The sequence below is a fragment of the Nonomuraea angiospora genome (genome assembly GCF_014873145.1).
GTDB lineage: Bacteria > Actinomycetota > Actinomycetes > Streptosporangiales > Streptosporangiaceae > Nonomuraea > Nonomuraea angiospora.
Window position 1 is genome coordinate 11906480 of record NZ_JADBEK010000001.1, and the last position, 22949, is coordinate 11929428.

A 22949-nucleotide genomic window follows, 5' to 3' on the forward strand; every position below is an offset into this window, starting at 1 on the left:
GGCGGGTCGTTTGCCGTTCCGTTATGTGGATCCTAAGCTGCCCGCACCATTTACGGCCTTGATCAGCAATGGAGGCAGCCATGGCGGCACCCACGCAGACCGCTACACCTTCGATGTGGTCGGAGGAGGAGCTGGCCGAGGTACGCGGCATGCTCCAGAGTGAGATCGACCAGCTCAACGCGGACATCCACCGCCACGAGACGGAGATAGCCTCTGGAGACGTCACCCAGGGGGCGGGCGACGACCAGGCGGACGCCGGCGCGAAGACGTACGAGCGCGAACGCGAGATCGCCCTTACCCTGAATGCGCGCGATCTGGTCGCGCAGAACGAACGTGCGATCGCCAGGATCGACGCCGGGACCTATGGAGTGTGCGAATCGTGCCACAAGCCGATCGGCAAGGAACGCCTTCAGGCGTTCCCGAGGGCGACGCTGTGCGTGGCCTGCAAGCAGAAGGAGGAGCGCCGGTAGGCCGCCCCCGCGGGCGGCTGTTCGCCGTCCTCGTCGTGCTGGCGGCCGTGGTCTACGCGGCCGACCTCATCACCAAGACGGTGGTGCTGCGCACACTCGAGGGTCAGGCGCCGCTCGTCGTCATCCAGGACGTGCTGCAGTTCCGGGTGATCTTCAATTCCGGTGCCGCGTTCAGCCTCGGCACCGGAATGACCTTCGTCTTCACCTTCATCGCCGCGGGCGTGGTCGTCGCCATCGTGCGCACCGCCCGCAAGCTCGGCAGCCGGGCCTGGGCGGTCACGCTGGGGCTGCTGCTCGGCGGCGCGCTCGGCAACCTCACCGACCGGCTGCTGCGCTATCCCTCGGGGATCGGGCGCTCCTCGCAGCTCCAGGGGCACGTCGTCGACTTCATCGAGGTGCTCCCCGGGCATTTCCCGATCATCGACTACTTCCCCGTGTTCAACATCGCCGACTCGGCCATCGTCTGCGGCGGCATCCTGGCGGTGCTGCTGGCCTGGCGCAACGTGCAGATCGACGGGTCCAGGGAGACCCCGGAGACCAAGGGGGCCGAGAAGGGTGAGTGAGCAGCGGAGCCTGCCCGTCCCCGACGGCCTGGAGGGCGAGCGGCTCGACGCCGCGCTCTCGCGGCTGTTCGGCTTCTCGCGCACCCGCGCGGCCGAGCTGATCGGCGCGGGCGAGGTGCTGGTGGACGGCCGCCAGCCGGCCAAGTCCGACCGGGTGCACGCGGGCGCGTGGCTCGACGTGACGATGCCGCCGCCGGTCACCACGCCGATGCCGGTCGCCGAGCCGGTGCCGGGCATGACGGTCGTGTACGAGGACGACGACGTCATCGTGATCAACAAGCCGATCGGCGTGGCCGCCCACCCGACCGTCGGCTGGACGGGGCCGACCGTGATCGGCGGGCTGCTCGGGGCCGGTCACACGATCGCCACCAGCGGGGCCGCCGAGCGCCAGGGCATCGTGCACCGCCTCGACGCCAACACCACGGGGGCGATGGTGGTGGCCAAGAGCGAGGTCGCCTACTCGCGGCTCAAGCGGGCCTTCAAGGAGCGCACGGTCGACAAGCGCTACCACGCGCTCGTGCAGGGGCATCCCGACCCGTTCAGGGGCACGGTGGACGCGCCCATCGACCGCCACCCGTCCGGGGACGGGCGCTTCGCGGTGGTGGCCGGGGGCAAGCCGTCGATCACCCACTACGACACCGTCGAGGCGTTCCGCGCGGCCTCGCTGCTGGACATCAAGCTGGAGACCGGGCGCACGCACCAGATCAGGGTGCACATGGCGGCGCTGCGGCACCCCTGCGTCGGCGACCTGCTCTACGGCGCGGATCCGACGCTGGCGGCCCGGCTGGGGGTCACGCGCCAGTGGCTGCACGCGGTGGCGCTCGGGTTCGAGCACCCGACCACGGGCGACTGGATGTCGTTCAGCACGGACTATCCGCAGGACCTGCAGAAGGCGCTCGACATCGTCCGCGCCGAGTCCTGAGCGCCCCTACGGCTGGTCGGCGTCCTCGCTGCCCGGCTCCGACGGCTCGACCGAGTCCGGGGTCCGGGAAGGGGTGGTGTTCTCCCGGTCCTTCTTGCCGCTCGCGCTCGGCGTCGGCGTCCGCTTGGGGTTCTTCCGCTCACCGGTGGGCGTGGGCTCCCGGGTGGGGTCCTTCCGCTCGCCGGACGGTGTCCTGTGCGGGCTCTCGACGGCCGGCGGGGAACTGGCCGGGGGCGGGGAGCTGTCCGGAGCGGAGGGCGTCGAAGTGAGCTGCGGGTCACTGGTGGCCGGAGTGTGGGTGGCCGGATCGCTCGTGGAGGGCGGGGCGGACACGACGGCCGGGGCCGGGCCCGGGCTCTGGGGCAGGTCCCGCGCCCGGCCGGACGACCACCAGGCCGCCCCGCCCGTGACCGCCGCGACGACCAGGGCGCCTGCCGCGATCACGGCCAGCGGCAGCCTGCGCCGCCGCCGCGGCACAGCCGCGCCCGGTCGGGTCGCTCCCGGCCCGGCAGCGCCTGCCCCGGCAGCTCCCGGCCCGGCAGCGCCTGCCCCGGCAGCGCCCAGCCCAGCTGCGCCCAGCCCGACAACGCCCGCCCCGGCGGCGCCCGGCTCGGTGAGGGGGCCCGTCCGCTCGGGGGCGCCGCCGGTCAGGATCGCGGCCAGCTGCTGCTCGGCCTCCTCCAGCGACATGCGCTCGGCCGGGTTCTTGCGCAGCAGCCCGAGCAGTACGGGGCCGAGCACGCCCGCGCGGGACAGCGGCTCCGGCTCGGCGTGCAGGACCGCGCCCAGCGTGGCCAGGGGGTTGTCCCGCTGGAAGGGCGAGTGCCCCTCCACCGCCATGTAGAGCGTCACGCCCAGCGACCACAGGTCGGAGGAGGGCTTGGCCTGGCTGCCCGCCGCGCGTTCCGGCGCCATGAACGCGGGGGTGCCGAGCAGGACGCCCGTGCTCGTCACGGGAGCCTCGTCCTCCGTCGTGGCGATGCCGAAGTCGGTGAGCACCGCCCGGCCGTCCTCGGTCAGCAGCACGTTGTCCGGCTTGACGTCCCGGTGCAGCACGCCCGCCGCGTGCGCCGCGCGCAGCGCCTCGAGCAGTTGCAGCCCGATGTCCGCGGCCGCGGGCGGGGACATGGGGCCGTCCTCGCGGATCAGCTCGCCCAAGGTGCGGGAGCGGACGAGCTGCATGACGATCCACGGGTGACCGTTCTCCTCCAGGACGTCGTAGACGGTGGCCACGCCGGGGTGAGCCACCCGGCCGGCCGCCCTGGCCTCTCTGAAAGTGCGTACGGCGAAGACCTCGCGCTCCGGACCCGTCAGGTCGGGCGGCGGCAGGACCTCCTTGACCGCCACGTCCCGGCCCAGCACCTCATCATGAGCCTGCCACACCGTTCCCATCCCGCCCCGGCCGATCGTCCTGAGCAGCCGGTAACGCCCACCGACCATCTCTGTTGCATCGGACATGCACGGGCGACTACCCCAGAAAGAACCGGACAAGCGCGGTGACGAGCGCGGCCGCCGCCAGGATGACCAGGAACGGCGCCCGCAACAGCAGCGCGACGACCGCGGCGCCCAGCCCGGCCGTACGCGCCGGGTCGAAGCTCAGCCCGCCCTCCTCCGTGAACAGCTGCACCGCGATCAGGGCCGCCAGCAGCGCCACCGGCACCAGTTCGGCGAACCTGCGGATCGCCGGATGCTCCAGCACCCGGCGCGGCGCCGCCAGCCCGGCCAGCTTGAGCGCGTAGCAGCCCGCGCAGACCGCGGCGATGGCCCACCACAGCGTCATCGCGCCATCACCACCAGCACCGCGGCCGCCGACAGCAGCACGGGCACGCCCGGAGGCAGGAACGGGGTGGCGCACAGGGCGATCACCGCCGCGGCGCCCGCCAGCCCGCGCAGCTCGGCGCTGGCCGTCAGGCGCGGCCACAGGATGGCCAGGAACGCGGCCGGGCCCACCACGTCCAGCCCCAGCACGCCGGGGTCGCCCAGGAAGGACGCGCCGTAGGCGCCCGCCAGGGTGGTCAGGTTCCAGGTGAGGTAGAGGCTGGCGAACGTGGTGGCGAAGCCCGTGCGGGCCGCCTCCCGGGTCGGCTGGGCCAGCGTGACGGCCGTCGTCTCGTCGATCACACCCTGCGCGGCCAGCAGCCGGCGCGGACCGCGTACCCGGAGCAGGTCGGCCAGGCGCAGGCCGTAGAGCGTGTTGCGGCCGCCCAGCAGCAGCGCGCCCAGGGTGGCGGTCACCAGGTCGCCGCCCGCGCCCACCGCGCCGGTCAGCGCGAACTGCGAGGCGCCGGTGAAGGCCAGCAGGCTCAGCACGCACGCCTGCGGCACGCTGAGGCCCGCGGTGATCGCGGCGGCGCCGAAGGCTATCCCCGACAGCCCCACGGCCACGCCCATGCCGAGGCCGTCCCGCACGGCGGCGGAACGGTGAGTTGTCTGTTCCATGCCGCAAGAGGCTAGGAGGTGGGGGAAGCGCCGGTCTTGTACGTTCCTGCAGCACGCTGGTACGCCGCGGGCGGCACGCCCACGATGCGCTTGAAATGCCGGTTGAGGTGGGCCTGGTCGGTGAAGCCGACCTCGGCGGCCACCTGTGCCGGGCGTACCCCGGACTGCAGGAGGCGGCGCGCCTGTCGCACCCGCAGCGAGGTGAGGTACGCGTGCGGCGGCAGGCCCGTCTCGGCCTTGAACGCCCGCAGCAGCGCGAACGGCCGCGCGCCCACCGCGTCGGCCAGGTCGTCCAGCGTCGGCGGGTCGATGAGGCTGTCGTGCAGCAGGTCGAGCGCCTCCCGCACGGCCCGCTGGCCCTCGGCGGGCAGCACCGTCGCCGGCCTGGGCGTGGCGTGGCGGGTCACCAGCCGCGCGAACAGCGTGCGGCTCAGCGTGGAGGCGGCCAGCGCGTCGCCGCGCTCGGCCGCCTGGTGCGCCCTGCCGAGCAGCAGCGCCACCTCCGGGTCGCGCACCACCTGCCTGGGGAAGTGCGGCGTCGCGTACGGCACGCCCAGCTCGGCGGCGATCCCCGCCAGCGTGCCGATCGACGGGTAGAGCATGCGGTACGACCAGCCGTCCGGCGTGCCCGCCTGGCCGGTGTGCACCGACTCGGGGTTGACCAGCACCACCTCGCCCGCGCCCGCCCGGTGCAGGGTGCCGCGGTAGTCGAACTCCTCCACGCCCCTGACGATCACGCCGATGGCGTAGCCGTCGTGTACGTGCCGGGTGAAGCGGTGGGTGACGTAGCGGGCCTTGAGCAGGTCGGTGCCCGGCACCGCCGGATGCCGCCAGAAGTGCGCCTGCTCTTTCATAGGGGTCTGAAGGTCTTCGCGAACGTCTCGAAGTAGCGCCTGTCCGAGGCCCAGCGGGCGTCGGTGGTCTCCCAGTAGAGGGCGTACGGGCGGCCGTCGGCGGTGCGGAAGCCGCGGTTGATCACGTGGATGCGCTGCCCGTCGCGGATCCTGGTGAACTCCCAGTCGGCGGCCTTGCGGCCGAGGTAGGTGGTGGAGACGATGCCGATCCGGTTGTATCCCTCGAACTCGTTCTTCGCCTGGATCTCCCGCTCCAGGGAGGCCCACTGCTTGGCCGGGTCCGCCCAGGCGAAGTCGGGCACCGTCCACTCCACGATCATCGCCCCGGGGGTGTCGGGGCCCTTGAAGCTGATGCTGTCCCTGGTGGCGTGCTTCACGGCCCGCCAGCCCTCGGGGACGGCGATCCCGAAGCGGCCCTGCGTGCTCCTGAACGCCCGCCATCCCGCGGGCACCGGCTGCGCCGCCGCGGTGGGCGTGGCGGTGGGCGTGCGCGTGGGCTCTGGCGTGGCGGTGGGCGTGCTCGACGTGGTCGGCGTGGCGGTGGGCCCAGTGGTGGGCCCAGTGGTGGGTCCCGTGGGGGTGGGGTCCGTGATCGTGGCGGTGTTCGTCCAGTGGTTGGAGACCAGGAAGCCGCCCGCGCCCAGCACCGCCACGGCGGCGGGCAGGCCGATCCACAGCGCCCTGCCGCGCCTGGACCGCGTAGAGAGCGTGGGCCCCTCGGCGGTGTTCGCGGCGCCGGCCGTCGGCCGCCAGGCCCCGGGGGGCGTCGGGTGGGGTGACGGGCTCGTGGCGGCCTCGTACAGCAGCCTGGCGGCTTCCGCGGCGGGCAGGCGCTCGTCCGGATTCCTGCGCAGCAGCCCCATGATGACCGGCTGCAGCGCGCCGGCCCGCGCCGGCGGTCCGGGCTCGTCGCGCAGCACCGCCGCGACCGTCGCGGCCCACGAGTCGCGCCTGAACGGCGGCTCGCCCTCGACGGCGGCGTAGAGCGTCGCCCCCAGCGACCACAGGTCCGACTCGGGGCGCGCGGGCTCGCCGTTGAGGCGCTCGGGAGGCATGTACGCGGGCGTGCCAACCAGCCCGCCGGTCGCCGTCAGCCCCGCCTCGGCCTCCAGCGAGGCGATGCCGAAGTCGGTCAGCACCACCCGGCCGTCGTCGGCCAGCAGCACGTTCTCGGGCTTCACGTCACGGTGGAGCACCCCGGTGGCGTGCGCGGCGCGCAGCGCGTCGAGCACCCGCCCGCCGATCACCGCGACCTGCCCCACCGTGAGCGGCCCGCGCTCGCGCACCACCTCGGCCAGCGAGCGCGAGCGCACGAGCTGCATCACGATCCACGGGCGGCCGTCCTCCTCGACGACGTCGTGGATGACGATCACCGACGGGTGGTCGAGGCGGCCGGCCGCCCTGGCCTCCCTGATGGTCCTGCCGTTGAGCTCGGCCCGCTTGGCGTCGCCGACGCCCGTGTAGCGGACCTCCTTGATCGCCACCGTGCGGTCGAGCAGCTCGTCGTGGGCACGCCAGACCACGCCCATGCCGCCCTCGCCGAGCGGCTCGATGAGGCGATACCGGTTGCTGACCCGCCTTTCCACGCCGTGAAGCCTACTTGGCCGGTTGGAAGGTGGCGCAGAACCCTTCGAAGAAGTCGTAGTCGGCCTTCCAGTGGCTCTTCAGGGTGTGCCAGTAGATCGCGTACGCCCGCCCGTTCTCGGTGATGAATCCCCGGTTGCGCACCCGCGTCTTGCCGGTGTTGGTGTTCCAGGTGAAGTCCCAGTCCGCGGCGGCCTTATGGAAGCCGTCGACCCGCTTGATGTCGAGCTTCTTGTAGCCGCCGAAGTTGTTCTTGAGACTCGGCTCCTGCTTCTTCCAGTCCTTGTACGGGTCCTTGCCGGGGTTCTTCGCCTCCTCGATCATGAGGTAGGCGTTGGAGGCCGCGCCGGGGCCCTTGAACTTGACCTGCATGCCGCCGCGGTCCCACACGTCCCACCCCTTGGGCAGGCCGATGGAGAAGCCGAGCTTCTTGTCCTTGTACATCTTCCAGCCGGCCGGGAGGGGGTTCTTCTCCTCCTCCTTCTCCTTCTCAGGGGTCGGAGTGGCCGTCGGCGACGGCGGCTGGGAGGCGCTCGGCTCGGCGGAGGCCGACGTGGACGCGGACGCGCTCGGCGACGCCTGCGAGGCGGTGGCACTGGGGACCGTGGCCTGGGACGCGCCCTTCTTCGGATCGACATCGTCGGGGGCCGAGCGCAGGCCGAGGTAGCCGCCGATCGCGGCCACGAGCACGACGGCCACGGCCGCCGCGATGACCGGGCCGGCCCGGCGCTGCTCCGTCCTGGCCGCGTCCATCGTGGACTCGGCGGTGGCGGGGGCCGGGTCCACGGTCGGCGCGGGCGTGATCCGCGACCCGGTCTCGGGGACGGCGGGCGACGGCGCCGGGGCGGGGGCGGCGATCAGGTTGGGGTCGGTCGGGGTGTCGTCCTCGACGGGCGGCGCCTGGCGCAGCTTGCCCAGGGCGCGGAACCTGTTCTGGACGGCGGCCTTGCCCTGCGCGGAGGCCTCGCTGGGCGAGGGCGGATCGGCAGGTGCGGGCGCCTTGTGCGGCGCGGTGGGCAGCCGCGGCACGCGGATCGTCTGGGACACGGGGAACTGCGCGGTCGGCGGCGGGCTCGCCTGTGCGATGACCTGCCGCAGCATCCGCTGCGCTTCCTCGTACGTGAGCCGCTGGACCGGCTCCTTGTTGAGCAGGCCCATGATCACGTCGGTGAGCGGGCCCGCGTGTGGAGCGGGATCGGGCTCGTCGGTCAGCACGGCGTGCATGGTCGCCAGGGCCATCCCCCGCTCGTGCGGGGAGCGGCCCTCCACGGCCGTGTACAGCGTAGCCCCTAACGACCATAGGTCCGACTCGCGCCGCGCGGGCAGCCCTTTGAGCCGCTCGGGCGCGATGAACGCCGGCGTTCCGGCCAGCCCGGTCACGGTGAGCTGCGTCTCGGTCTCCAGCGTGGCGATGCCGAAGTCGGTGAGCACGACCCGGCCGTCGTCGGCCAGCAGCACGTTCTCGGGTTTGACGTCGCGGTGCAGCACGCCGGCCTCGTGGGCGCGGTGCAGCGCGTCCAGCACGGCCAGGCCGATCTCGGCCACCCGCTTGGGCGCCAGCGGCCCGTCCTGCTTGATCACGGCGCCCAGCGAGCGCGACTGGACGAGCTGCATGACGATCCAGGGCCGGTCATCCTCCTCGATCACGTCGTGCACGACGATCACGTTGGGATGCTCGAACCTCGCCGCCGCCCTCGCCTCGCGCATCGTGCGCCGGTTCAGCAGCTGCACCTCCTCGCCCAGGGCGGCCGCGTACCTGACCTCCTTGACCGCGACCGTGCGGTCAAGGAGCTCGTCGTAGGCGCGCCAGACGATGCCCATCCCGCCCCTGCCGATGGGTTCCTGCAGCTGGTAGCGGCCGGCGATGCGGCGTCCCTCCTGCTTGCGATCCGACATCAACGGCCTCAAACCCTCCTCTAGGCCAAGAAATACTCCCATAGCGAGGGATCAACGGCGACTCGCCTGAAGGACAGTCCGTCATGTGCGAGGCGCCGTCCAGCAGGTGAAGCCATGGGTGTAGTGTTTCAGACATGACTTGTCGCTACGCGTTTATCGAGCCGGCTCCGGGAGAGCCGGTCGTCAGCTAGCGACCACCTGGAGCCGGCACGAGGCAGAGACGACCCGTCTCTGCCTTTTTGGTTTTCCCGCCGGCTGCGCAGGGGCCGGCCCGAATTGGGGGAGTCGAGGATGTCATCGACCTTGGAACGGCGCGCGGTGGCGGTGGGCGGAACGCTCGTGGGCGAGGGGCCCGCCGTGGTGATCGGCGACCGGGTCGACCTGCGGGCGCACCGCGGGCAGGCCGACGCGTACGAGGTGCTGGGCGAGCACGCCACGCTGGTGGAGCCGTACTCGGCCGCCGACCTGCCGGCCATCGCCGAGCGGGCGGACGCGGTCGTGGTGGGTTCGTCGTGGACGCGCGACATCCCGCTGGTGCGCTCGGCGGCCGGGCTGGGGCTGCCGGTGGTCGTGGAGCGGCGGCCCGCCGCCTCGCTGGAGGAGTGGCTGGAGCTGGCCGACTACTGCGCGCGGGAGGGTGACGGGCGGGTGCTCCTGTGCGAGGGCGGCCGGCTGGACCTGGGGCTGATGCGGGCGGCCCGCGCCGTCTCGGGGCGTCCCGTGCTCGCCGACGTCTCGCGGGACGCGGCGCTGTCCGCGGCGGCGGTGGCGGCGGGCGCCGACGGGCTCGTCGTGGACTCGGCCGAACGGGGCAAGTCCGCCGCCAAGCTCGGGACCTACGCGGGTGCCCGGACGGCTGAGCCCTCCAAGAGCGGGGCGCTGGAGTTCGTGGGCCCCGGGAGCCTCGCCGAGTCCCGTCAGGAGCTCTCTCCGGCCACGGCGCTGCGCGCGGCCGAGGAGGCGGTGACGGTCGTGGGCGCCCTGGTGCGGCCCGAGGCGCCCGCCACGCTGCCGGAGTGCCGCGAGGCGATCGACCGGGTGGACGCGGCGCTGGCCACGCTGCTCGAACGGCGGGCGGCGCTGGCGGGCATCGTGCAGCGGATCAAGCCGGTGGGCGGGTTCGCGGGGCGCGACCTGGCCCGGGAGCGCGCGCTCGTGGCGCGGATGGCGCTGCGCGCCCCGTCGCTGGGGGAGGCCCGGCTCGCGCCCATCATGAACGCCGTCATCGAGGCGGGCCTCCACCTGGCCGAGGAGCGCTCGGCCGAGTGAGCGGGCTCAGGGGGCGTCGAGGCGGACGTTGTTCATGGGGCGGCCCGGCCCGGCGGCGATCTGCTTGGTGATGAGCTCGGCGAAGCGGCGGTAGCCGTCGCCCGTCGGGTGGTAGCTGCGGGCGTTGACCTTGAGCTCGTCCATGTTCAGGGCCAGCCCGTTCAGGTACGGCTGCGGCTGTCCCACCTCGTGCCCCGTGAACGCCTCGTACGCGTCCACGTACTCGACGCTCCCCGGCGCGCCGAACGCCGCGATCACGCGGTCGAAGTCGGACACCACCGAGGCCACCGTGTCGTTGAGCCGGCGCGTCATCCCGTTCAGCCAGGTCTGGTCCTCGGCGCTCAGGTTGTCGACGGTGGTCACGGGGTCCTCGGGGAAGGGCCGGGGGTAGCCGAGGACGATGATGCGGGCGTTCGGCGCCCGCGTCCGCAGCTCGCGCAGCACCTTGGTCAGGTTGGGGCGCAGCTCGTCGATGCGGCGGGCGACGGCGGCGTCCTGCTCCACGCACGCCGACGACCACGGCAGCTTGACGATGCAGCCCGTGAGCACCTTCGTGAACCCGGCGTCGTTGCCGCCGATGCTCAGCGTCACCAGGCTGGCGTTCGGGCCGACCCGGGTGATCTGGGGCTGCTGGCCGTACTGGCCCGACAGGATCTGGGTGGTGGTGGCGCCGCTGCAGGCGTAGAAGGCGGTGCCGCCCCCGAAGCGGTAGGCCTGCGCGACGAGCGGCACGTACGAGCCCGTCGCCCGGTGGCAGCGGGCGGCGCCGTCGTTGAGCGGTTTCCTGTCCAGGTCCCAGACGCCCTCGCCGGAGGAGTAGGAGTCGCCGAGCGCGACGTACATGCCGCCCTGTGCCACCTGCACGGGCGTCAGGCGGGTCGCCTGCGGCAGCCTCCCGTGCGGCTCCTGGCCGTCCGGGCAGCCCGCGCCCAGCACGGCGCAGGCCAGCCTCGGTAAGACGCCCAGGGGCGCGCATGCCAAGGCAAGGGCGGCGCCGACGGCGGCGGCGGCCACGACCTGGACCATCGCCCGTCTCGTCCATCTCGGCGTCTGTCGTGTCGCCTCGTCCAGTGCGGCCTCCCCCGGTGCGGCGGCTCTGTGCCGGCACATCGAGAGTACTCAGTCAGGGGCGGCCGCCGTTGACGGTCCGGCGGCGGCTGACCACCCGCCAGCCGAGGGCGATGGCCGCGGCCAGCGCCGGGATGAGGAAGAACGCCACCCGCTGGTCGGCGTCGGCGAAGGGCATCAGCAGCACGACGAGCGCCAGGAACGCCAGCGTGAACCAGTTCGTGTACGGCGCGCCGGGCATCGGGAAGACCGACAGGTGCCCGGAGCGGCGCAGCCGCAGCTGACACCAGACGAGCACGCCCCAGGTCGTGATCACGCCGAGGGAGGCGACGGCGGTGGCGATGTTGAAGGCGTGCTCGGGCAGGAAGTAGAACAGCGCCACCCCGGCCAGGAACATGACCGCCGTGAACAGGATGCCGCCCATCGGGACGAACCTGGAGCTGAGCGTGCCCGTGAACCCGGGCGCCTCCTGCTTCATGGCCATCGCGCGCAGGATGCGGCCCGTGGCGTACAGGCCGGAGTTGCAGGACGAGAGCGCGGCGGTGATCACGACCAGGTTCATCGCGTCGGCGGCCCACGGGACGCCGAGGCCCGCGAAGACCGTCACGAACGGCGAGGTGCCCGCGTGGTACGCGGTCCACGGCAGGACCATCGCCAGCAGCGCCACCGAGCCCACGTAGAAGATCGCGATGCGCCACACCACGCCGTTGATCGCCTTCGGCATGACCTGGTGCGGCCTGGCCGTCTCGCCCGCCGTGATGCCGACCAGCTCGATCGACGCGTACGCGAACACCACCGACTGCAGGCTCATCAGCACCATCGGGAAGCCCTTGGGGAAGAAGCCGCCGTGGGCGACGAGGTTGTGCGGGGTCGCCTGGCCGATCGTGAAGACCACCAGGACCAGGCCGACCACCAGGAAGATCGTGATCGCCAGCACCTTCAGCATGGCGAACCAGAACTCCAGCTCGCCGAACAGCCGGACCGACACCAGGTTGACCGACAGCACGAAGCCCAGGGCGATGAGCGCCGTCAGCCACTGCGGGAACGCCGGAGCCCAGTAGTGGATGTAGGCGGCGATGGCGGTCAGCTCGGCGATGCCGGTGAACGCCCAGTTGATCCAGTACATCCAGCCGCTGGCGAACGCCGCCCACGGGCCGATGAACTCGCCCGCGTACTCGACGAACGACCCCGCCACCGGGCGGTAGAGCACCAGCTCGCCGAGCGCCCGCATGACGAAGAACGCGGCCGCTCCGGCGGTGGCGTACGAGAGCACCAGGGCGGGCCCCGCCGCGGCCAGCCGGCCGCCCGAACCGAGGAACAGGCCGACCCCGATCGCCCCGCCGATCGCGATCATCTGGACCTGGCGGTTGCCGAGCGCGTGCCGGTATCCTTCGTCCGTCTGCGTGCGCACCGAGTGTCTCCTCAACTACTTACAGTGAATAAGACGATATCGGTGCTGATGGCCACGGGGGTCCCGGCGCGCCGGTCCGGGCGGGGGCGCGGCGCGGGCGTCAGGATGTCGGTCCGGACCACTAGAGTCGGAGCGCACAACCCCACTCGAGACCGGGAGGCGCCGCTCCATGTCGTCCAGCGACTCGTTCGTCCATCTGCACGTACACACCGAATACTCGATGCTGGACGGGGCCGCCCGGCTCAAGCAGATGTTCAAACAGGTCGGCGACCTGGGCATGCCGGCGATCGCGATCACCGACCACGGCAACATGCACGGCGCGTACGACTTCTACAGGCAGGCGACGGGCGCCGGGATCAAGCCGATCATCGGCATCGAGGCCTACGTCGCGCCGGAGCTGCGCCACAACAAGAAGCCGGTCCTGTGGGGCGAGCCGCACCAGAAGAAGGACGACGTCTCGGCGGGTGGCTACTACACCCACATGACGATCTGGGCGCGCAACAAGGCGGGCCTGCACAACCTGATGCGCCTGTCCTCGCGCGCCTACACCGAGGGGTTCGTGCGCAAGTGGGCGCGGATGGACGCCGAGATCCTCGCCGAGCACTCAGAGGGCCTGATGGCCACCACCGGGTGCCCGTCGGGCGAGGTGCAGACGAGGCTGCGGCTGGGCCAGTACGACGAGGCGCTCAAGGCCGCGGCGAAGTTCCAGGACATCTTCGGCAAGGACAACTTCTACCTGGAGATCATGGACCACGGGCTCGACATCGAGCGCCGCGTCCGCGACGGGCTGACCAGGATCAGCAAGGAGCTGAACATCCCGCCGCTGGTCACCAACGACTCGCACTACACCTACGAGTCCGACGCCTCCTCCCACGACGCCCTCCTGTGCATCCAGACCGGCAAGCAGCTGTCCGACCCCGACCGGTTCCGCTTCGACGGCAGCGGCTACTACATCAAGACCGCCGACGAGATGCGCGCGGTCGACTCCTCCGACCTGTGGGCCGAGGGCTGCCGCAACACGCTGCTGGTGGCCGAGAAGGTCGACCCCGAGGGGTTCTTCCAGCACAAGAACCTCATGCCGACCTTCCCCATCCCCGAGGGCATGACCGAGGAGCAGTTCTTCCGCCAGGAGGTCTGGAAGGGCCTCGAGCGGCGCTTCCCCGAGGGCGTCGACGAGGAGCACCGCGCCTGGGCGGAAAACGAGCTGGGCGTCATCATCCAGATGGGCTTCCCGAGCTACTTCCTCGTGGTCGCCGACTTCATCATGTGGGCCAAGAGCAACGGCATCCGGGTCGGTCCCGGCCGTGGCTCGGCGGCGGGGTCGCTGGTGGCGTACGCGCTGGGCATCACCGACCTCGACCCGATCCCGCATGGCCTGATCTTCGAGCGCTTCCTCAACCCCGAGCGCGTGTCCATGCCCGACGTCGACATCGACTTCGACGAGCGCAGGCGCGGTGACGTGATCCGCTACGTCACCGAGAAGTGGGGCGCCGACAAGGTCGCCATGATCGCCACGTTCGGCACCATCAAGGCGAAGGCCGCCATCAAGGACGCGGGCCGCGTCCTGGGCTACCCCTACGCGCTGGGCGACCGGGTCTCCAAGGCGTTCCCGCCCGCCGTCATGGGCAAGGACATCCCGCTGTCGGGCATCTTCGACAAGGACCACCCGCGCTACGCCGAGGCCGGTGAGCTGCGCAAGCTCTACGAGGAAGACGTCGACGTCAAGGCGACGATGGACCTCGGCAAGGGCCTGGAGGGCCTGATCAGGCAGACCGGCGTGCACGCCGCGGGCGTGATCATGTCGGCCGAGGTGCTGACCGACTACATCCCGGTCATGCGCCGCGACTCCGACGGCGCGATCATCACGCAGTTCGACTACCCGACCTGCGAGACGCTCGGCCTGCTGAAGATGGACTTCCTGGGCCTGCGCAACCTCACGATCATCGACGACTGCGTGAAGATGATCGAGTCCACCACCGGCGAGCAGATCGACCTGCTGAAGCTGCCGCTCGACGACCGCAAGTCCTACGAGCTCCTGGCCCGCGGCGACACCCTCGGCATCTTCCAGCTCGACGGCGGCGGCATGCGCTCGCTGCTGCGGCTCATGCGCCCCGACAACTTCGAGGACATCTCCGCCGCCCTCGCGCTCTACCGCCCCGGCCCGATGGGCGCCAACTCCCACACCAACTACGCGCTGCGCAAGAACGGCCAGCAGGACATCACCCCGATCCACCCCGAGCTCGAGGAGCCGCTGAAGGACATCCTCGACACGACCTACGGCCTGATCGTCTATCAGGAGCAGGTCATGGCCATCGCGCAGCGGGTCGCCGGCTACTCGCTGGGCGGCGCCGACCTGCTGCGGCGCGCGATGGGCAAGAAGAAGAAGTCCGAGCTGGACAAGCAGTTCGAGTTCTTCGAGAAGGGCATGCAGGACAACGGCTTCTCGGCCGCGGCCATCAAGGCCCTGTGGGACATCCTGCTGCCGTTCTCCGACTACGCCTTCAACAAGGCCCACACCGCCGGTTACGGCCTGGTCTCCTACTGGACCGCCTACCTCAAGGCCAACTACCCGGCCGCCTACATGGCCGCGCTGCTGTCCTCGGTGAAGGACGACAAGGACAAGTCGGCCCTCTACCTCAACGAGTGCCGCCGCATGGGCATCAAGGTCTACCCGCCGGACGTCAACGACTCCGACTTCGACTTCACGCCGCGCGGCACCGACATCCGCTTCGGCCTGTCCGCCGTCCGCAACGTCGGCGCCAACGTCGTCGACGGCATCCTCAAGGCGCGCAAGGAGAAGGGCCGCTTCGCCGAGTTCAAGGACTTCCTGCGCAAGGTGCCGGCCATCGTCTGCAACAAGCGCGTGATCGAGTCGCTGATCAAGGCGGGCGCGTTCGACTCGGTCGGCCACGTCCGCAAGGGCCTGGTCATGGTGCACGAGCAGGCCGTCGACGCGATCATCGACATCAAGAAGAACGAGGCCATCGGCCAGGACTCCCTCTTCGGCGCCATCGACGGGGGCGAGGACCAGACCTTCGACGTGCAGATTCCGGTGGGGGAGTGGGACAAGAACACGCTCCTGCAGTTCGAGCGGGAGATGCTCGGCCTCTACGTGTCCGACCACCCGCTGTTCGGCGTCGAGCACATCCTGTCGGCGGGGGCCGACTGCTCGATCGCGGCCGTCCAGGACGAGAGCCGGGCCGACGGCCAGGTGGTGACCGTGGGCGGCATCCTGAGCGGGGTGCAGCGCAAGGTCACCAAGAAGGGCGACACCTGGGTGCTGACCCAGCTGGAGGACCTCGAAGGCTCGATCGAGGTGATGATCTTCCCGTCGGCGTACCAGCTGTGCTCGACGATCCTGGCCGAGGACGCGATCGTCTTCGTCAAGGGGCGCATCGACAAGCGGGAAGACGTCGCCAAGATCATCGCCATGGAGGTGACGGCGCCCGACCTGACCCAGGAGGCGGGCGGCCCGCTGCTGGTGAGCCTGCCGCTGACCCGCTGCACCCCGCCGGTGGTGGGGCGGCTGAAGGAGATCCTCACGACGCATCCGGGGACGTCGGAGGTGCACCTGCAGGTCCACAACGGCCCCAAGACCACGGTGATGCGCGTCGACGACCGCCTCCGCGTCACCCCCTCGCCCGCTCTCATGGGCGACCTGAAACAACTCCTCGGGCCGGCGTGCCTGGGCGCGTGATCTCTCTCCGCCCTGCCGCGCACTGAAACCCGGCGCCCTTCCTCGCCCTCCCGGCCCGGGCTCCAGCCGCAGGCGACGACTGCCGCCCGGGCTCTCCCACCGCTGTGGTTGCTTCCGCCGGGGCTCTCCCACCGCTGCGGCGGCTGCCGCCCGGGCTCTCGCACCGCTGCGGTTGCTTCCGCCGGGGCTCTCCCACCGCTGCGGCGGCTGCCGCCCGGGCTCTCGCACCGCTGCGGCGGCTGTCCTGGCACCCTTTACGGCTGCGCACGGGAGAGCCCACCCGCCGCACGCGGCCGGGCTCTGTCCAGGGGGACGCTCACCGGGCGGGCGTGGCGGGCCGCCGTGACGCGCGGCTGAAAGCGCCGGTCGGGACGTGATCGTGGTGGATCCCCGCAACACCTCCCGCACCTGCTCCTGAGCGGCAGGTGGACGGAGGGGTGCCGGTGGTGATCCGACGAGCGTCCGCGGCCGGAGGCGTTCGGGTGGTGATCCGACGAGCGTCCGCGGCCGGGGGCGTTCCGGTGATGATCCGACGAGCGGTCGCGGCCGGGGTGGGCAACCCTCGCCGTCGTCGCGCCGCGGCTCGTGAGGCAGGATCCAAGGGTGAGCGAACTGCACTACTCGACCGCGACCAAGCTGGCGCACCTGATCAGGACCAGGCAGGTGAGCGCCGTCGAGGTCGTCCAAGCCCACCTCGACCGCATCGAGCAGGTCAACCCGCGCGTCAACGCCATCGTGACCCTGGTCGCCGAGCAGGCGCTCGACGCGGCCAAGGCGGCCGACGCGCGGGAGCCGGCCGGTCCGCTGCACGGCCTGCCCGTCGCGCACAAGGACCTCGTCGACACGGCCGGCATCCGCACCACCTACGGATCGCCGCTCTTCGCCGACAACGTCCCGGCCCAGGACGACCTGATCGTCCGGCGGCTGCGCGCCGCCGGGGCCATCACCATGGGCAAGACCAACACCCCGGAGTTCGGCACCGGCTCCCACACCGTCAACGAGGTGTTCGGCGCCACCAGAAACCCCTACGACCTGTCGAAGTCCGCCGGAGGCAGCAGCGGGGGCGCCGCCGCGGCCCTGGCCACCGGGATGGTCCCGCTGGCCGACGGCTCCGACATGGGCGGCTCGCTGCGCAACCCGGCCTCCTTCTGCAACGTCGTCGGCCTGCGTCCCACCCCGGGCCGCGTCCCCGACCCGTCCGACACCAACGCCTGGTACACGCTGTCCGTGCAGGGGCCGATGGCCAGGACGGTCGAGGACGTGACGCTGATGTTCGGGGCGATCGCCGGGTTCGACCGGCGCTCCCCGTACTCGATCAAGGAGGCCTTCGCCCCCGAGCCGGAGGAGGGCGTGCGCGGGCTGCGCGTGGCGTGGAGCCCGGACCTGGGCGGCCTGCCGGTGGACCCGAGGACGGCGGAGGTCACCGCGACGGCGCCGCCGGTGTTCGAGCGGCTGGGGGCCGTGGTCGAGGAGGTGGAGCTGGACCTGTCGGAGGCCGAGGACGCGTTCCGGACGTATCGGGCGTGGAACTACGCGCTGACCTTCGGCGACCTGACCGGGCTCGGCCCCAACACCGCGTGGAACGTCGAGCAGGGCCGCAAGGTCACCGGCGCCGACCTGGCCCGGGCCGAGCAGGGCCGCAGCCGCCTCTACCAGCGGATGGCCGCGTTCTTCGACACCTACGACGTGCTGATCGCGCCCGTCAGCCAGGTGCCGCCGTTCCCGGTCGAGCAGCCCCACGTCAGCGAGATCAACGGGGAGCCGATGCCCGACTACCTCGCCTGGATGCGCTCCGCGTACTGGATCAGCGTGCTGCACGCGCCGGCCGCGTCGGTGCCGGCCGGGTTCACCGCGGACGGGCTCCCGGTGGGGGTGCAGATCGTGGGCCGGCCGTTCGAGGACGCCAGGGTCCTGCGCGTGGCCCGCGCGTTCGAGCAGGCCACCCGGCACGGCGAGCGCCGTCCGCCGTTGTAGCCGGTACGGCGAGCCGCCCCGCGCCGTCGCATCCGGCGCCGCGAGTCCCGCCCGTCGCTGTGGGCGGCGTGCGGGTGGGTCAGAGGGGGGTGGGCGGGTCGCCGTACGGGTGGCGCAGCGGCGACTCGCGATAGCCGTGCATGCCCTCCAGGAACCCGAACAGCCCCACCGCCAGCAGCGGCCAGGACACCAGCACGCCGGAGGCCGTCAGCTTCAGCGCGCCCGGGACGACCTTCACCCCGGGCGTGGCGGCGGCCTCGACCACGACCGCCCCGATCGTGAACGTGGAGCCGACCCACAGAGTCAGCATCGCTCCCAGGACGCCGCCGGCGCAGAGCCCGAGCAGCACCGGCAGCATCCACCGCCGCGCCGCGAACCACGCGACCCCGCCGCACAGCAGCCCCAGCCCGCCGGTGATCACCGCGAACCACCCGTCGGCCGCGATCAGCGCCTGCGTGGACGGGTCGGCCAGCACCGTCCCCTGATCGGTGACCTGGTACGGCGCCCGTGGCGTGATCCCTGACCAGACCAGTCCGGCGGCCGCTCCGAGAGTGGCAAGTGTGAGGACAGTTACCGCGAAAGCGCGCACTTCCCTCGTCACGCCACTCCCCCTTACATGTATGTCCGAATCAGCTCGATGGTATCCCCCGGCTAGGCTCGCTTCGTGATTGCAGAAGAGGTCTGGTTGATAGAACCCTCCGGCCCGCTCCGGGGGGACGTCGAAGTACGCGGCTCCAAGAACGGAGTCTCCAAGCACATGGTCGCCGCCATGCTGGGCGACGGGGAGAGCAGCATCCACAACGCCCCCGAGGTGGGCGAGGTGGAGATCACCGCCGCCATGCTGCGGGCGCTCGGCATCAATGTCGAGATCTCCCGCACGGAGATCAGGATCGGGCGGGGACAGGCGATCGAGCCGAGGGTGCCGGACGCGTTCACGGGCCTGAACCGCATCCCCATCCTCATGCTCGGCCCGCTCCTGCACCTGGCGGGGGAGGCGTTCGTCCCGCTGGTGGGCGGCGACCCGATCGGGCGGCGGCCGGTCAACTTCCACGTGGAGGCCCTGCGCGCGATGGGCGCCGAGGTGGAGGTGGGCGACACCGGCATCTTCGCCAAGGCCGGCCGCCTCCACGGCACCCGGATCGAGCTGCCGTACCCGAGCGTGGGCGCCACGGAGACGATCCTGATGTCGGCGGTCCTGGCCGAGGGCAAGACGGTGCTGAAGAACGCCGCGATGGAGCCCGAGGTGGTGGAGCTGGCGCTGTTCCTGCAGCGGATGGGCGCCAGGATCGAGCTCTCCCCCGACCGCAGGATCGTCATCGAGGGCGTCGAACGGCTGCGCGGCGCCTCCACCTGGCTGATGGGCGACCGCATCGAGGCCTTCTCGTACCTGGCGGCCGGCCTGGTCACCGGGGGAGAGGTGCGGGTGCACGGCTGCCCGCAGGATCGCCTGGTCACCGCGATCACCACGCTGGCCAGGATGGGCGCCCAGTTCGACATCAACGACGAGTACCTGTGCGCCACCGCGCCGCCCGAGGGGCTGCGCTCGGCGGCCGTGCAGACCGACACCCACCCCGGCTTCATGACGGACTGGCAGACGCCGCTCATGGTGCTGTTCACGCAGAGCCAGGGCATGTCGGTGCTGCACGAGACGGTCTTCGAGAACCGCCTGGTGTACGTGCCCGCGCTGCAGAAGATGGGCTGCGAGATCGAGGTGTTCGACCAGTGCCTGGGCGGGCCGGCCTGCCGCTACCACGACACCAACGCCAGGCACTCGGCCGTCGTGCGCGGCGTGTCCAAGCTCAAGGGCGCCGACGTGACGCTGCCCGACATCCGGGCGGGGTTCTCGGCCGTGCTGGCGGCGGCCGTCGCCGACGGGCCGTCCACGCTGCGCGGCGTGCACCACATCGAACGCGGTTACCACCGGCCGTTCGAACAGTTCGCCTCGCTCGGTCTGCACATCCGCAGGCAACGGTAAACAGGTGACAAGCGGGCGTTTGGCGCGGATCTGGACGTCGCAGATCATGTGACGTGACCGTACTCAGATCCGTCGGCGCGCTCGGGCTGGCGGGGGCGCTCGGAGGGGTGCTGACCGCGGCACTCGCCGCGCCCGTGGTGAGCGGGGGCGGCCTCGCCGCCAAGAACGTCGCGAACACCTTCGTCGACCTGCCGCCAGCGCCGCGCGAGGAGCCCCTGGACCAGGTGACCAGACTGCTGGACAAGGACGGCAGGACGTTCGCCCAGTTCTACGAGGCCAACCGGACGGCGGTGCCGCTGCGCGCCGTCGCCCCGGTGATGCGCAAGGCGATCGTGGCCATCGAGGACGCCCGCTTCTACGAGCACGGCGGCCTCGACATCCGGGGCACGTTCCGGGCGCTGCTCACCAACACGCAGGCCGGCGGCATCAAGCAGGGCGGCTCGTCGCTGACGCAGCAGCTCGTCAAGAACATCCTGATCGAGTCCGCCCGCAGCGAGGCCGAGCGCGACCGCGCCCGCGCCCCGAACCTGGCCCGCAAGATCACCGAGCTGCGGCTCGCGCTGGCGCTGGAGAAGAAGTACCGCAAGGACGAGATCCTGGAGCGCTACCTCAACATCGCCTACTTCGGCGCCGGGGCCCACGGCGTGGAGGCGGCGGCCAGGCGCTTCTTCTCCACGTCGGCCTCCCGGCTGACCCTGGGCCAGGCGGCCACGCTGGCCGGCGCGGTGCGCATGCCGTACTCGACCGACCCCTCGCTCGGCCGGGACCATCGCGAGCGCCTGAAGACGCGGCGGGACCTCGTGCTCGACCGCATGGCCGGGCTGAAGCTGATCAGCCCGCAGGAGGCGGCGAGCGCCAAGGCCGCGCCGCTGGCCATCAGGCTCAGGCCCGAGCCCGGCGGGTGCGAGCAGAGCACCTACCCGTTCTACTGCCTTTACGTCCAGCGCGAGCTGCTGTCGAACCCCGTCTTCGGCAACACCGAGGCCGAGCGGCGGACCAGGATGGCCAGGGGCGGCCTGACGATCAGGACCAGCCTTGACCCGATCGCGCAGCGCGCCGCCGAGCAGGCCATCCGCCGCCACGTCTGGCCCGAGGACACCGAGGTGGCCGCCGAGGCCATGGTCGAGCCGCGAACCGGGCGGATCAGGGCGATAGCGGCCAGCAAACGCTTCGGCCGCAACCCCGGCAACCGGAAGAACGGCCCCAAGACCACCTTCAACCTGGCCGCCGACGTGGCGCACGGAGGTGGCCAGGGGTTCCAGGCCGGATCGACGTTCAAGGTGTTCACGCTGGCCACGGCGCTGCAGCAGGGGTGGCGGTTCGGCGACGGCTTCAACACCCCGGGCGAACTCGTGCCCGGCCAGGGCTACCGCGACTGCGCGGGCCACGCCGTGAACGACCCGGACACCCGCATTCTCAACGCCACCGGCGAGGGCTCCGGCGGCCCGCACAGCATCGAGACCGGCACCTGGAAGTCGGTGAACATCTTCTACATGATGCTGGAGCGCAAGGTCGGGCTCTGCAACGTGGTGCGGACGGCCAAGGCGCTCGGGATCGCCAGGGCGGACGGGGAGCCGCTGAAGGAGGTGCCCACGTTCACGCTGGGCGTGAACGAGATGGACCCGGTGACGGTGGCGGCGGCGTTCGCGGCGTTCGCGGCCAGGGGGATCTACTGCCGGCCGCTGGCCATCGTCGAGATCATCGGCAGGGACGGGCGCCGCACCCACGTGCCGCCCGCGTGCGAGCGCGCCATCGAGGAGGAGGTCGCGGACGCGGTCAACTACGTGCTGGAGGGCGTCTTCTCCAAGGGCACCATGCAGGGCCAGAGCATCGGCCGGCCGGCCGCCGGCAAGACGGGCACCAACAACGGCTACACCTCGGCCTGGTTCGCCGGGTACACGCCCGCGCTGGCGGCGGCGGTCAGCGTGGGGGACATCCGCGGGTCGTACCGCTTCCCGCTGCAGGGGGTGCAGATCGGGAACGACTACTACGGAGCGGTGCAGGGGGCGTCGCTGCCCGGGCCGATCTGGGTGGAGTCGATGGAGTCGGCGCTGCGGGACGTCGAGCCCAAGGGCTTCTCCGCGCCGGACATGGCGCGCTTCGGCGGCGGCAACACGCCGGGACTGGAGCAGGCGCTCGCCGAGGAGGAGCGCAAGAGGCGCGAGGCCGAGCAGGGGCGGGGGCGCGGCGACCACCCCTTCTTCTGGGGGCGCCGGCGGCTCTTCGAATGGCTCGTCGGCCAGTCGCCCCTGGAGACGTCGGAGCCCAGGCGGCCGTCGGAGCCCAGGCGGCCGTTCGAGCCCAGGCGGCCGTTCGAGCGCGGTTAGCCGGTCTTCCCGATGGGGGCGGTGACGGCCCTGGTGAGCGTGATGAGGTTGTCGGGCGCGGTCTCGATCTGGAGGCCGCGCTTCCCGGCCGAGAAGTAGATCGTCTCGAAGTCGAGCGCCGAGGAGTCGACCACCGTCGGGAGCTGCTTGCGCTGGCCCAGGGGGCTGATGCCGCCCACGACGTAGCCGGTGACACGCTCCACCTTGGCGGCGTCGGCCATGGCGGCCCGCTTGCTGTTGAGGGCACTGGCCAGGGCCTTGAGGTCGAGCTTGCCCGACACGGGCACGACCGCCACCGCCAGCCCGCTCTCCACCTCGGCCACCAGCGTCTTGAAGATCCGCTCATAGGGGACGCCGAGCGCGTCCGCGGCCTCCTCGCCGTAGGCCTGGGCCGAGGCGTCGTGCTCGTACGGGTGAAGCGTGAATGCGGCCTTGGCCTTGGTCAGCGCCACGGTGGCCGGGGTGCCGCCCTTGCCTTTCGATGTGCTCACGGGATCCGA

The 22949-nt window shown here is 71.7% G+C and carries 18 protein-coding genes; 8 read left to right on the plus strand and 10 right to left on the minus strand.

The genetic code is table 11. The features are described from left to right. The first annotated feature begins 80 nt into the window (after window positions 1–80). The 3 genes from H4W80_RS54625 to H4W80_RS54635 are packed head-to-tail and all read left to right on the plus strand — an operon-like array spanning window position 81 to window position 1955. Complete coding sequence (locus tag H4W80_RS54625) at window positions 81–470, plus strand: TraR/DksA family transcriptional regulator (protein WP_192792262.1); 390 nt, start codon at window positions 81–83, stop codon at window positions 468–470. Further along, window positions 434–1033 (plus strand): signal peptidase II, encoded by a 600-nt coding sequence (gene lspA, locus H4W80_RS54630; RefSeq protein WP_378525871.1) that lies wholly within the window; start codon window positions 434–436, stop codon window positions 1031–1033. Before H4W80_RS54625 ends, lspA begins: the two co-directional genes overlap by 37 nt. After that, the gene (locus tag H4W80_RS54635) at window positions 1026–1955 is read left to right on the plus strand and encodes an RluA family pseudouridine synthase (RefSeq protein WP_192792263.1); all 930 of its coding nucleotides are present in this window, start codon (window positions 1026–1028) and stop codon (window positions 1953–1955) included. The genes lspA and H4W80_RS54635 overlap by 8 nt, the downstream gene beginning before the upstream one ends. 6 nt (window positions 1956–1961) lie before the next feature. Here the strand turns inward: H4W80_RS54635 and H4W80_RS54640 are convergent, their stop codons facing one another. From H4W80_RS54640 to H4W80_RS54665, 6 genes are read right to left on the minus strand one after another with little or no spacing between them, the layout of a single operon-like run. Further along, complete coding sequence (locus H4W80_RS54640; RefSeq protein ID WP_192792264.1) at window positions 1962–3413, minus strand: serine/threonine-protein kinase; 1452 nt, start codon at window positions 3411–3413, stop codon at window positions 1962–1964. A 10-nt stretch (window positions 3414–3423) separates the two neighbouring features. Beyond that, window positions 3424–3735 carry an AzlD domain-containing protein gene (locus H4W80_RS54645; RefSeq protein ID WP_192792265.1) on the minus strand — a complete coding sequence of 104 codons (312 nt, stop codon included), beginning with the start codon at window positions 3733–3735 and terminating at the stop codon, window positions 3424–3426. Then, entirely contained in the window at window positions 3732–4394 is a 663-nt protein-coding gene (locus H4W80_RS54650; RefSeq protein ID WP_192792266.1) for an AzlC family ABC transporter permease, read from the minus strand. Before H4W80_RS54650 ends, H4W80_RS54645 begins: the two co-directional genes overlap by 4 nt. Window positions 4395–4405: 11 nt before the next feature. Next, the gene (locus tag H4W80_RS54655; RefSeq protein WP_192792267.1) at window positions 4406–5248 is read right to left on the minus strand and encodes an AraC family transcriptional regulator; all 843 of its coding nucleotides are present in this window, start codon (window positions 5246–5248) and stop codon (window positions 4406–4408) included. Next, the gene (locus H4W80_RS54660) at window positions 5245–6834 is read right to left on the minus strand and encodes a serine/threonine-protein kinase (RefSeq protein WP_192792268.1); all 1590 of its coding nucleotides are present in this window, start codon (window positions 6832–6834) and stop codon (window positions 5245–5247) included. Before H4W80_RS54660 ends, H4W80_RS54655 begins: the two co-directional genes overlap by 4 nt. A gap of 10 nt (window positions 6835–6844) precedes the next feature. Continuing rightward, window positions 6845–8728, minus strand: coding sequence for a serine/threonine-protein kinase (locus tag H4W80_RS54665; protein ID WP_192792269.1), 1884 nt, complete (start codon window positions 8726–8728; stop codon window positions 6845–6847). A gap of 291 nt (window positions 8729–9019) precedes the next feature. On the opposite strand from H4W80_RS54665, the gene H4W80_RS64175 reads away from it, so the two are divergent. Continuing rightward, window positions 9020–9997, plus strand: a complete 978-nt coding sequence (locus H4W80_RS64175; RefSeq protein WP_192792270.1) for a chorismate mutase — start codon at window positions 9020–9022, stop codon at window positions 9995–9997. Between the two features lie 6 nt (window positions 9998–10003). Here H4W80_RS64175 and H4W80_RS54675 read toward each other — a convergent pair whose 3' ends face one another. Beyond that, entirely contained in the window at window positions 10004–11023 is a 1020-nt protein-coding gene (locus H4W80_RS54675) for an SGNH/GDSL hydrolase family protein (RefSeq protein ID WP_192792271.1), read from the minus strand. Between the two features lie 97 nt (window positions 11024–11120). After that, window positions 11121–12476 (minus strand): amino acid permease, encoded by a 1356-nt coding sequence (locus tag H4W80_RS54680; RefSeq protein ID WP_318787519.1) that lies wholly within the window; start codon window positions 12474–12476, stop codon window positions 11121–11123. 169 nt (window positions 12477–12645) lie between these two features. Here H4W80_RS54680 and dnaE point away from each other — a divergent pair, with 169 nt between their 5' ends. Beyond that, complete coding sequence (gene dnaE, locus H4W80_RS54685) at window positions 12646–16173, plus strand: DNA polymerase III subunit alpha (RefSeq protein WP_192792272.1); 3528 nt, start codon at window positions 12646–12648, stop codon at window positions 16171–16173. Between the two features lie 603 nt (window positions 16174–16776). Beyond that, window positions 16777–18147, plus strand: coding sequence for an amidase (locus H4W80_RS54690; RefSeq protein WP_192792273.1), 1371 nt, complete (start codon window positions 16777–16779; stop codon window positions 18145–18147). 79 nt (window positions 18148–18226) lie between these two features. Here H4W80_RS54690 and H4W80_RS54695 read toward each other — a convergent pair whose 3' ends face one another. Beyond that, a complete protein-coding gene (locus tag H4W80_RS54695; protein ID WP_225964201.1) occupies window positions 18227–18748 on the minus strand; it encodes a hypothetical protein in 522 nt (173 codons plus the stop codon). Window positions 18749–18811: 63 nt separating this feature from the next. Between H4W80_RS54695 and murA the strand changes: the two genes are divergently transcribed. Together murA and H4W80_RS54705 are read left to right on the plus strand one after the other, a co-directional pair. Further along, window positions 18812–20122, plus strand: coding sequence for a UDP-N-acetylglucosamine 1-carboxyvinyltransferase (gene murA / locus H4W80_RS54700; RefSeq protein WP_318787520.1), 1311 nt, complete (start codon window positions 18812–18814; stop codon window positions 20120–20122). A 53-nt stretch (window positions 20123–20175) separates the two neighbouring features. Beyond that, complete coding sequence (locus H4W80_RS54705; RefSeq protein ID WP_192792274.1) at window positions 20176–22449, plus strand: transglycosylase domain-containing protein; 2274 nt, start codon at window positions 20176–20178, stop codon at window positions 22447–22449. Here H4W80_RS54705 and ybaK read toward each other — a convergent pair. After that, on the minus strand, window positions 22446–22940 hold the full coding sequence (ybaK, locus tag H4W80_RS54710; protein WP_192792275.1) for a Cys-tRNA(Pro) deacylase: 495 nt from the start codon (window positions 22938–22940) through the stop codon (window positions 22446–22448). The genes H4W80_RS54705 and ybaK overlap by 4 nt on opposite strands. Between the last annotated feature and the right edge of the window lie 9 nt (window positions 22941–22949).